The 11,496-nt window shown below is 58.7% G+C and carries 9 protein-coding genes; 3 read left to right on the forward strand and 6 right to left on the reverse strand.

Translation table 11 applies throughout. From position 1 onward, the window contains the following. Positions 1–61: 61 nt before the first annotated feature. From IT585_05330 to aspS, 5 genes are all read right to left on the reverse strand, one after another. The gene (locus IT585_05330; GenBank protein MCC6962654.1) at positions 62–1,345 is read right to left on the reverse strand and encodes an HlyC/CorC family transporter; all 1,284 of its coding nucleotides are present in this window, start codon (positions 1,343–1,345) and stop codon (positions 62–64) included. Beyond that, positions 1,345–1,773 carry an rRNA maturation RNase YbeY gene (ybeY, locus tag IT585_05335; protein MCC6962655.1) on the reverse strand — a complete coding sequence of 143 codons (429 nt, stop codon included), beginning with the start codon at positions 1,771–1,773 and terminating at the stop codon, positions 1,345–1,347. The genes IT585_05330 and ybeY overlap by 1 nt, the downstream gene beginning before the upstream one ends. Next, complete coding sequence (locus tag IT585_05340) at positions 1,770–3,992, reverse strand: HDIG domain-containing protein (GenBank protein ID MCC6962656.1); 2,223 nt, start codon at positions 3,990–3,992, stop codon at positions 1,770–1,772. Before IT585_05340 ends, ybeY begins: the two co-directional genes overlap by 4 nt. 3 nt (positions 3,993–3,995) lie before the next feature. Beyond that, a complete protein-coding gene (locus IT585_05345) occupies positions 3,996–4,931 on the reverse strand; it encodes a PhoH family protein (GenBank protein MCC6962657.1) in 936 nt (311 codons plus the stop codon). 156 nt (positions 4,932–5,087) lie between these two features. Beyond that, positions 5,088–6,914: an aspartate--tRNA ligase gene (gene aspS / locus IT585_05350; GenBank protein MCC6962658.1), complete on the reverse strand. Its 1,827-nt coding sequence runs from the start codon at positions 6,912–6,914 to the stop codon at positions 5,088–5,090. A 276-nt stretch (positions 6,915–7,190) separates the two neighbouring features. Here aspS and IT585_05355 point away from each other — a divergent pair, with 276 nt between their 5' ends. From IT585_05355 to IT585_05365, 3 genes are all read left to right on the forward strand, one after another. Further along, positions 7,191–7,754: a manganese efflux pump gene (locus tag IT585_05355; protein ID MCC6962659.1), complete on the forward strand. Its 564-nt coding sequence runs from the start codon at positions 7,191–7,193 to the stop codon at positions 7,752–7,754. 118 nt (positions 7,755–7,872) lie between these two features. Then, positions 7,873–9,867, forward strand: coding sequence for a S9 family peptidase (locus IT585_05360; protein MCC6962660.1), 1,995 nt, complete (start codon positions 7,873–7,875; stop codon positions 9,865–9,867). Continuing rightward, entirely contained in the window at positions 9,867–10,169 is a 303-nt protein-coding gene (locus IT585_05365; GenBank protein ID MCC6962661.1) for a hypothetical protein, read from the forward strand. Before IT585_05360 ends, IT585_05365 begins: the two co-directional genes overlap by 1 nt. Before the next feature lie 59 nt (positions 10,170–10,228). Here the strand turns inward: IT585_05365 and IT585_05370 are convergent, their stop codons facing one another. Then, positions 10,229–11,479, reverse strand: coding sequence for an OmpA family protein (locus IT585_05370; GenBank protein MCC6962662.1), 1,251 nt, complete (start codon positions 11,477–11,479; stop codon positions 10,229–10,231). Between the last annotated feature and the right edge of the window lie 17 nt (positions 11,480–11,496).

Genomic DNA, 11,496 nt, shown 5'->3' on the forward strand with positions numbered 1-11,496 from the left:
CCGCCTGTCCCTTTTTTGTGCCGGTTACGAGTCCGGGGAATTGCCGATCAGCGCCGGCGGACTACGCCTGCTGCTCGCGCGGAGACTTGACAATGATGCGAACCTTTTCGATGCGCTGGCCGTTAACCTGCTCGACGACGAAGTCGAGGCCGTCGGTGGCGATGCGCTGGCCGACATCGGGAAGCGAACCAACCAGATCGTAGATGTAGCCGCCCACAGTCTCAAATTCCTTTTCTTCCAGACGCAGCTCCAATCGATCCGAGAGATCGGTCATCGAGAGATTGGCCGACACGATGTACTCCGAGTCGTTCAGCTTGACGACATCGCTTTCCTCGTCAGTATCGTGCTCATCCTGGATATCACCAACGATGAGTTCCAGAATATCCTCCATCGTCACCAGGCCGGCCGTGCCGCCGTACTCGTCGACGGCGATCGCCATGTGCACCTTCTGGTGCTTGAATTCCTCGAGCAGACTGCGAAGGCTCTTGGATTCCGGCACAAAAAATGCCGGCCGGGCGATGGCCGTGACATCTTCCGTATCCGCCGGCAGCGGATAACGTTTGAGAATATCTTTCACGTGGAGCACGCCCGCAATATTGTCGATACCGCCGTCTATCACCGGATAGCGCGAATAGCCGTTCTCCGCGACGATCTTCTTGACCTCGGCGAAGGTCGTGCCGCGGTCGATCGTCAACATCTCGATCCGCGGGATCATGATCTCGCGTACCTCGGAATCGGCGAGATCGAACACGTTGCCGATCATGTCGCGCAGATCCGGCCCCATCAATGGCTCGTCGATCCCGGCGGAATCGGCCAGCTCTTCAATGGCGCGCTCAACGATTTCTTCCTTCTTCTCTTCCAGATCCTGCTTCTCCAGCAGATTGCTCTTGAACCGGATGATCGAGGTCACCGCCGGCGCGCTGATGGCCATCAGTAGGCGCAACAGCCAGGTCTTCGACTGGATCACGTCCAGCACCTGCTCGCGGCGCAGATTCGGTGCGATTACCGCCACCAGCGAAGTATGAATGAACCAGCCTCCGGCAATTAGAATGACCTCCAGCGCATATTTCTGCAGCATCGGCAGTTCCAGGCGGGAGCCGATTAAGAACCAGAGCACGGTCGATACGATCAACGCGCCTGATTGCACCAATGTCGCGGTCACCGACAGCCGCTTAGGATTGTCCAGGATGGCTTCCACCGATGCGCGCCGCGAGTCGCTCAGACCTTCCAACAGCTTGCGTTCATTCGAGTCGGTTAGATAGAGACCGCTGGCGGCGACGCTGACGCTGTAAGAGATGTAATAGAGCACAATGATGCCCGCCAGCATGGCAAGTACCGGCAGCATCAGCAGCTCCTCGCCAGTCGCCGCAGGTAGGCGTCTTCTTTGGCGGCCATGACCGCGCGTTTCTTTGGGGTCGGATGGTGAATGCCGCAAAGATGCAGCAACCCGTGGCAGAACAGCTTGAGGATTTCCTGCGTTGGCGGGATCCCATACTCCCGGGCGTTACGCCGCGCTTCCGCAATCGAGATATAGATCTCGCCTAACAGAGGGTCGTCGGGTTCGTTCATGTTGAAAGACAGCACATCGGTCGTCTTGTCCTTACCGCGAAATTGCCGATTCAGACTGCTCATCCGGCGATCGTCGATGAAGACAAGGACAACGCCTTGTTTCCGCCGCTCGCCGCGCAGCACGATCTCCGCCAATCTCGCCAGAGCCGTACGTGGTACGCGCGTCCCTGCCACCGTATTGTAAATCGCGGCGCGCCGGCTCACAGCGTCTTCTCTTCTTCGCGCTTCGGATAGTCCACCCGGCTGTGAAACGCACCCATCAGCACCTTGGCAAACGCATCCTCGATGCCCTGGAGATCGGCCAGCGTCAGGTTCGATTCCGCCAGCTGCCCCTGCTGAAATTTATCATTGATCAGCTTGCGAATCAAGTTGCGAATCCGCGCCGGCTTGGGATCCTCGAGCGTACGCGATGCCGCTTCCACCGAATCCGCCAGCATCAGAATCGCCGTCTCCTTCGACTGCGGCCGCGGGCCGGGATAGCGAAATTCGGCCTCGGAAATCTCCTCGTCCGGATGGAGTTCCTTGGCCTTGCTGTAGAAGAAAGACATCAACGATGTGCCGTGGTGCTCTTCGATAAAGGCGATGATCTTGTCCGGCAGATCGTTCTCCTCTGCCAGCTCGCGTCCGCGTGCAATATGCGATTTGATCACGATCGCCGACATCGACGGTGACAGTTCTTCATGCCGGCTGCGCACCCCGACCTGGTTCTCCACGAAGTAGTCGGGAATTTCCATCTTCCCGATATCGTGGTAGTACGCCCCGATACGCGCCAGCAGGGCGTTGGCGCCGATCGTTTCCGCGGCTGCTTCGCACAGACTGCCGATCACGAGCGAATGGTGATACGTTCCCGGCGACTCCAGTGCCAACCGCTTTAGCAGCGGATGATTCATGTCCGATAGTTCCAGCAACGTGATATTGGTCGTGAAATTGAAAAGGGATTCGAACAGCGGCAGCGTCGCCATCGCGAGAAATGATGACGCCGCGGCGTTGATGAGGGCATAACCGCATTGCTGAAGGATGACCTCGCTGGAGGAAAACCGCAACGCCTCCAGCAAGAACGCCGTCGCCGTGATGGCCACCGCCAGGTACAGTGCGCCGCGGTAGAAATCGGAGCGCTTCTTCACCGCGCGCATCGTGAACGCCGCTACCAGGCCGGAAACCGTCACGATGAAACTGAACTCAAAATTGAATTCGTAAATGATGCCGAACAGCACCGCTTCGGTGAGCGTCACCAGCACCGCCGTTTCCAGGTCGAAGAGAATCGCCGCCAGAATCACTCCGGCCGCGATCGGCACGAGGTAGAGCGACAGCCCGGCCTGTTCGGTAATCAGATAGGCGGTCGCCACACTACCGACCACGATGATCAACAGCGGCAGGATACGGTCGAGACGAAATTCGTTCTTGCCGCGCAGGAGATACACCGCCCAGAGAAAGGTCAGATAGACGAAGCTGACAAACAGCAGCCGCGCGAAGATCGGCAGCAGATACTGGAACAGCCCCGCCTTGGTGCCCGATTCGGAACGATGCTGAGCCAGGGCATTCAGCCACTCGATATGTGTGCGCGTGACCGGCTCGTTCTTGGCGACGATCCGCTGCCCGGCGCGGAACCACGTGCGCACCGTCGAGATCGAATTGAGCGCGCTCTCGCGGCGCTTCGTTGTCTCTTCCGGCGAGAATTGCAGGTTGGCCGCGAGGAACGGCTGCGCAATATCCGACAGCCATTGGCCGCCGATCCTGTGCGGCTCACCGTGGGCCGCCAGATCTTCCTTGAGTTCCAGCCTGGCGCGCGCCAGCCCGATGATCTGGTCGGCGGCATAAGTCGCGGCGCGATCGCTGCGCTTGATCTGCACCGTCGGGTAGCCCTGCGGCACGATCGTGTCCGCCTCGGCCACACCGACCAAATAGCGGTCCAGGAGCGATTCACGGATAACGCGATGGACGACACCGATGCTGTCGGCAGCCATCAGGCGCTGCAGCGCCGCCTCCTTGAACTGCGGATAAAATACCCGCAGTCGGTCGGCTGCCCGCGCCACGTTCTTGATCCGGTGCTTGATGCTGTCGGCGACCTGGATGAAACGATCGAGCCCACGAATCGTCGAATCCACCCGCTGCTCGTCATAGACGACGACCGCCGGCAACGAGGTCAGCACCTGGCGGGTCTCGAACTCGAGCTCCTCATCGCTCTTGTAAACCGGGAAGTCGAACGGCGCGATGATATCCTCGCTCGCGATATCACCCACCATCGGCGCCGAGGGCGGCGCAAAGACATGCGCCATCGGAAACAGGAACGAAGTGAAAATCACCGCAAAGGCGACCAGCAGGACAATCCAGACCCGCGCCAGCGCGCTCGGACCTTCCCCCGAACTCTCTTTGCGGATACGGCGTCGCACCGTCCGCAAACCTCTGCGTACTAATGTGAACATGAATTATCTCTGGCGATTCTCGTAGCGGTCAAACGCGCGGATGATCTGCTTCACCAGGCGGTGCCGCACGACGTCCTTGTCCGAGAGATAGATGAACTTGATCTCGGGAATGTCCTTGAGAATCTTCTGAATGGCAATCAGTCCTGATATCCGCTTCCTGTCGAGATCGATCTGCGTCACGTCCCCCGTGACAACGGCTTTCGAGCCCTCACCAATACGCGTCAAGAACATTTTCATTTGTGCGACCGTCGTGTTCTGCGCTTCATCCAATATCACAAATGCGCTGTTGAGCGTGCGACCGCGCATGAAGGCCAATGGAACGATCTCGATTACGCCTAATTCCATCAGCTTCTTTATTTTATCGGCAGGAAGCATGTCGTGTAGAGCGTCATAAACTGGACGAAGATAGGGGTCGACCTTGGCGCGGATGTCCCCCGGCAAGAATCCCAACGATTCTCCCGCCTCCACCGCCGGTCGCACCAGGATAATGCGGCCAAAGGCCTTATTCCGCAGCCCGGCAACTGCTTCAGCTACAGCAAGATAGGTCTTACCGGTACCGGCCGGGCCGATGCCGAACACGATATCGTGCTTCTCGATCGCTTCGAGGTATTCCTTCTGGCCGATCGTCTTGGGCTTGATGTCGGCTTTGTAGATGCTCGTCAGCGCGGTGGCAATATCAAGCTCAGCGGCCGGCCCCTGCCCAGACTCCTTGATGAAGGTAATCGCGTAATTGAGATATTGCTCCGAAATCTCGCCCTTACGCTGCAAGCGTTCGAACAGATCGTAGAAGAGAATCTCGGCCAGATGTGCATCCGGCCCCGTGATCGTGACCGTCTCGCCCCGAGCCACGATTTGCACATCAAATCCGGCCTCGATCGTCTTGATCAGATTGTTATTGCTCGCGAATAAGATTCGCGGATCGACGTTCTTAACCTCGATCTTTTTTCCGTTCGGGTCACTCAATCAGGTTTTCTTCACACCTCATTGTTTACCGTTGGCTGTCTAAAGGAATTCTCCCTCCATACACAGCACAACACAAAAAGAATTCCCCACCCGAGGGGTGGGGTCAATTCTCTCCCCGGTAAATCTAAGCGATTACTTCTTCTTGTCAATAGCTATCGACAGATGTAATTCAGCCAGCTGCTCCGGCTCAATCTCAGTCGGAGCACCGTCCATAAGCGATTGTGCCGCAGTGGTTTTTGGGAATGCAATCACGTCGCGCAGCGAGTCCGAGTCGGTCATGATCGCCGTCACGCGGTCCAAGCCCAGTGCAATGCCCCCGTGCGGCGGAGCGCCGTATTTCAAAGCATTCAGCAAGAAACCGAACATCCGCTCCGCGCGGGCATCGTCCATTCCGAGAATGTTCAGCACTTTCTTCTGCATATCTGAGCGATAATTACGAATTCCCCCCGAGGCCAACTCGAATCCGTTGCAGACCAGATCGTACTGATTTGCGCGAATCCGCGCCCACGGGTGATTTGGATCGGCTAGCGCCAGCGAACTCGTGAAGCCCTCATCAAGCAGTGGAATATCCGGCTCCTTCGGCGACGTCACGATGTTGTGCATCGCATCAAACCGGCCGATCTCCTTGTTGTACTCGAACAATGGGAAATCGGTCACCCACAGAAACACGTACTTCGACTTATCGATCAGCCCGAACCTCTTGCCGCAATAACTGCGCACGCGGCCGAGGATCATTTCGGTCGGCAGCTTGACACCGGCGGCAATCAGAATCAAATCGCCGTCGTGTGCCTGCCCCAATTCTTTCAACTTCGCGACGGTCTGATCCGTGAGGAACTTCTTGATCGGCGATTTCACTTCCTCAGCCAGCGCGATCCACGCCAGCCCCTTCGCTCCGGCAAGTTTGGCCTCAGCCTCGATCTCCTCAAGCTGCTTGCGCGAAAGTCCGGCCTGCCCCTTGACGACCATGCCTTTGACGACACCGCCCGTAGCGAGGGCATCGGCGAACACTTTGAATTCGGTCCCGCCAAATGCCGGCCCGAAATCCACCAGCTTCATCTCATAGCGACAGTCCGGCTTGTCGGAGCCGTACTCGCTCATGATCTGGTCATACGGAAATCGCGGAAACGGCGCTGCGATGTCGACATTCATCACTTGCCGGAACGCATACTTCATCATTCCCTCGACGACCGTGAAAATGTCGTCCTGCGTGACAAACGACATCTCGATGTCAATCTGCGTATGCTCCGGCTGGCGGTCGGCGCGCAGGTCTTCGTCGCGCAGACAGCGTGCGAGCTGGAAATAACGGTCGAAGCCGGCAATCATCAGGATTTGCTTGAATAACTGCGGCGATTGCGGCAGCGCGTAGAACTTGCCCGGATGCACTCGCGACGGCACCACGTAGTCGCGCGCGCCCTCCGGCGTCGAGCGCATCATCAACGGCGTCTCGATCTCAAGGAATCTCTGCTCGTGCATATACTGCCGCACCGCAAACGCCAGCCGATGGCGCAGCTCGATCTTGTCCGCCAGAAAACGGCGGCGCAGATCGAGATAGCGGTAGGTCAGCCGCAAGTCTTCATTGGCCGTAGTCTCTTCCTCAATTTCAAACGGCGGCGTCTCCGACTCGGCCAGCACTTCGAAATCGCGCACGTCCACCTCGATTGCGCCGGTCGCAAGGTTCGGATTGATCATCCCCTCCGGACGCAGCATCACCGTGCCGACGACGGCAATGACGAATTCGCCGCGGAAATGCCCCGCCTCGTTCATCTGTTCCTCGGTGAAATTCTGCGGATGGAAAACCACCTGCGTGATGCCAAACCGGTCGCGCAGATCGATAAACAGGATTCCGCCGTGATTGCGATATTTCTTGACCCAGCCGTTGAGCCGGACCGTTTGCCCCGCGTGCGCCTTGGTCAGTTCGCCGCAGGTGTGCGTGCGTTGAAATTGCGAAAAAGGTCTCATTCTGCTTCCGTAATCATAGTTTTCCCACCCTTCGCTCCGCTCCGGGTGGGCGACAGTTGGCACGAGATTGTGCGATTGGCCGCGAATTTAGCGGCGGATTAGCCGCGAAGATAATCAAATAGAGAGATTTTCAAAGAGGAATTGTTGGCATCGCCGATCGCTTCCTGACCACGCCCGATGCCTCAACATTTCTCGTTGCAATGCTGGCGATCTCTGCTACTTTCCCTGAATGATGAGCGTTCCGACAGCGACAACTAATGCCGAGAACCGATCCCAATGAGTTTGTTGACCGTTCTCGCCATCGCCGTCGGTCTGGCGATGGACGCCTTCGCCGTCGCGGTCGCGGTCGGGACGCGCCTGCACCCGCTTACCTTTCGCCACTACTTCCGCCTCTCATTTCACTTCGGACTCTTCCAGGCACTGATGCCGGTCATCGGCTGGTACCTCGGCACCAAGGTCGAACATCTGATCGGTTCCCTCGACCACTGGCTCGCCTTTGCCTTGTTGGTCTGGATCGGCGGCAAGATGCTGTTTGATGCTTACCGCCACAAAGAGCACATCAACGTCGCCCTCGCCGATCCGACGCGCAAGTGGTCGCTGGTGCTGTTGTCGATCGCGACCAGCATCGATGCGCTGGCGGTCGGTCTGTCGGTGGCGCTGCTGCAGGTCAGTATCCTGATGCCGAGCGTCGTGATCGGCATCGTCGCGCTAGCCTTCACCGCGATCGGCTTGCTCTGCGGCCACTGTCTCGGCGCGCGCATCGGCCGCCGCGCGGAATTTGTCGGCGGCATCATCCTGATCGTGATCGGGGCGCGCATTCTGATTGCGCATCTGATTTGATCGCGCCACAGTGCGCCGGTCCATATTTCGATTGCATTCTTTGCGCGGAACTCGTATACAAGCTTCTACGTAAACTGCAACTATCGAAACGAGTTGCAGCTGCCCTGAAGGAGAATTCATGAAGAAGCGCAAAATCACCAAGGATGACTTGCTGAAAATGAAGTTTGTCGACGGCGTTGCCTTGTCGCCGGACGAAACCGAAATCGCGGTCAACGTCCGCACCATTGCCGCAGACAAGAAGAAATACCATTCGCATTTGTACATGATCAACGTCGACGGCTCCGACCTGCGCCAGTACACGCACGGCGAGGTCTCCGATTCGGTGCCGGTGTTTTCACGCGACGGCAAGTGGCTGGCGTTTGTATCGAAGCGCAATGACAAGAAGGGCATCTACGTCATGCCGCGCCACGGCGGCGAACCGCGGCTGCTCAACGATATGGAAGGCGATTTCGGCGACCTGCAGTTCACGCCTGACTCCAAGAAGATTCTGTGCACGTTTCGCAAGTACGACGACGTGCCCAAGACCAAGGACGGTAAGCGCGAAACTCCGGTCTATCGCCATATCACCCGGTTGTTCCACAAGCTCGACAACTACGGCTTTATGCCGAAAGAGGAAGCGCAGATCTGGACGATCGACCTGACGACGGGCAAAGGCACCCAGCTCACCAAGGGCGGCGTCGAGAAGTCCTCGGTGACCTGCTCGCCGGACGGCCGCTGGATTGCCTATGTCACCAACATCCAGCGCAACTTCGATCTCTATCCCGATCTGCAGGATATCTTCATCATGCCTGCCCATGGCGGCAAGGCGCGATTGATTGCGACACCCAAAGGTCCGCTCGGCTTCGTCAAGTTCTCGCCCGACGGCAAATTCCTCGCCTATCTCGGCCACGACAACCCCGATGACTCCTGGGGCGTGACCAACTGGAACGCCTGGAAAGTCCCGGTGCGCGGCGGCAAAGCGGTCAATCTTACCAAACGACTTGACCGCTACTGCATGGACGAGACGATCTCCGATACCGTCGAAGCCCACTCCGGCGGTCTGGTGCATTGGTCACCCGACGGCCGCTGGATTTACTTTGTGCTCAGCGACTCCGGCAGCACCAATCTCTACCGCGTCTCTGCCAGCGGCCGCGTCATCGAGCCGGTCGTGCGCGGCAAACAGCATGTCATGGGCGCCTCCCTCAACGGCAAAACGACCAAAGTCGCCCTCGTGATCTCGAATCACACTTTGCCGGCGGAAGTCCATGCGTTCGACCTCGTCAAGCGCAATGCCCGGGTCGAGAAATTGACCGCCTTCAACAAAGCGCTCATGGACGAAATCATGCTGGCCAAGCCGGAGGAAATCATTTTCCGCGGCAAGGGTAACTATCCGGTCCACGGCTGGATCATGAAACCGCCCGATTTCTCGCCGCGCCGCAAGTATCCGTCGGTGCTGGAGATTCACGGCGGTCCGCGCGTGCAGTACGGCAACAGCTTCTTCCACGAATTCCAGGTGCTCGCCGCTGCCGGCTATGTCGTGTATTTCAGCAACATCCGCGGCGGTCAGGGTTATGGCGAGAAGCACGCTGACACCATTACCAACGCCTGGGGCACGGTCGATTTCGATGACTGTATGGCATTCGCCGACTACATGGAAGCCAAGCCCTACATTAACAAGAAGCGCATGGGCGTGACCGGCGGCAGCTACGGTGGTTACATGACCAATTGGATCGTCGGGCACACCAACCGCTTTGCCGCGGCGATCACCCAGCGCTCGGTCGTCAATCTCGAGTCGATGTTTGGCTCCTCCGATATCGGCTACCTGATGACGAAGGAAATCTTCGGCACGCCTTACAACAATCTCGATAATTGGCGCAAGATGTCGCCGCTGACCTATGTCAAGAAGATCCGCACGCCGCTGCTGATCTCGCACTCGGAGCAGGACTTGCGCTGCCCGATCGAGCAGGGTGAGCAGCTATTCATTTCACTCAAGATGCTCGGCCGGACGGTCGAGATGATCCGCTTCCCGGATGAACCGCACGGCTTGTCGCGTTGCGGCCGGCCCGACCGGCGGCTGGTGCGGCTCGAGTGGTTCGTCAAGTGGTTTGACCGCTACCTGAAAGGCAAGAAGTAGTGGCCGCTGGAGCTGCTGCCGGAAGCGGCGCGGCTGCGGCCGCCGCCAAAGCCGCGCGCGAACAAATTGAACTCAAGCTCAAATGGGAGATTGTGACGATGTTCGAACCGATTGCCTGCCCCTCATGCGGTCGCGGCAAACTTCTGCCGCTGCTCATGACTAACGCCACCAACTGGGTGTGCAGCGAGCCGACCTGCACCTACATCATCCATCAGCATGGCTCGGACAACACCAAGGTTTGGAAAGGGCTGGCGCACAAACCGAACCAGCAGCCCTCTGACGGCTGGCTAGAAACGCCCTAGCTTCAACGAGCAGAGAGGTTCGCCGGCGGCGCGCCTCTCTGCCCGCCCGCACATTCAATTCACCAGCGGAACTCAATTTCGACGCGCCGATTCTGTTCGCGGCCGGCGCGCGTGCGATTGGAGGCAATCGGATTGACCGCCCCGCGCCCGATCGCCTCCAGGCGCTCGCGGGCGACTCCGCGTGTCACAAGGTAATCGCGCACCGAGCGCGCCCGCGCCTGGGACAGCTTCAGATTCGCGTCTTCGCCGCCCAGATTATCTGTATGGCAAACGATCGCTGCTCGCACTTCCGGAAACATCTGCAGCAATGCCGCCACCGAGTCCACGGCAATTCCGCGCTCCGCTCGCAGCAGCGTGTCGCCGGGCGCGAACAGCGCGTGCAGTACCTGCCGGCGCAAGTAAACCTCGTAATCCGGACATCCGTGCGCGTCGACAACGATCCCTCCCGCTGTGCCAGGGCATGTATCGAGCGAATCGACGACGCCGTCATCGTCAGAGTCGATCTTCGCGCTGGCGGAGTCGACCCGCGCCGGTAGCGGCACCATCAGAGTCGAATCGGTCGGCGATCGCTGCGGCTGCACTTCGTAGACGCGGCGTTCGGATTCTCTCTCGCGTCGTGGGCGCAACTTCGCGGCACCGCCACGACTGGACGATCGCCCGCCAAAGCTGATCGAGATTCCGGCAACTGCGCTGACAATTCCCCGCGATCGGGAGTCATTGACCCAATCGGCGAAGTCGGTTCCCAAGCCGGTGAGATACATCAGGGTCGTCGTCAGATCGATCGCAATCCGGCTTGAAATCTGATACTCCAGTCCCAGCGCGGCGCTGGCGGCGATTTCCGTGGCCGCCAAATCAGTCTTGCCGCCGTCGCTGGACCGCACCACGAGTCTTGCGCCATCCGCGCGCAAATGTACGCTCCAGAGCACCGCTGCCGCCTGCGCCTGCAAGAACGGCGCCAGTCCACCCCGTTCCTTTAGATAAAGCCGTGGTCCGAAGCTAAGAGTCGTCAGCTTCCAGCGGCGATTGGATCGGTCATTGTCAATATCGAGGAAAGATGCTACGCACGTATCGTTGTCGATCTGGGCGTGTTGTAGCGACGCCGTCAGTGCCAGCCGTTTTGTTAACTGGATTTGCGCATCGAAGCCGAAGGCGGGCGCCAGAAGCCAGATCTGCGCCGAGTCATTGAGTACCGGCTGTAGGACACCGCCGTGAAGCTGAATCGTGTAGACGCGACCGCTGCCGCCGACCGCCGTGGAAGCAACACAAACCGCAGCAAGCAACAGGAGGACAATCCACGCGCGCAGACCCATGATCCGAAGATCGATCA

The sequence above is a fragment of the Candidatus Zixiibacteriota bacterium genome, assembly GCA_020853795.1.
Taxonomy (GTDB): domain Bacteria; phylum Zixibacteria; class MSB-5A5; order CAIYYT01; family CAIYYT01; genus JADJGC01.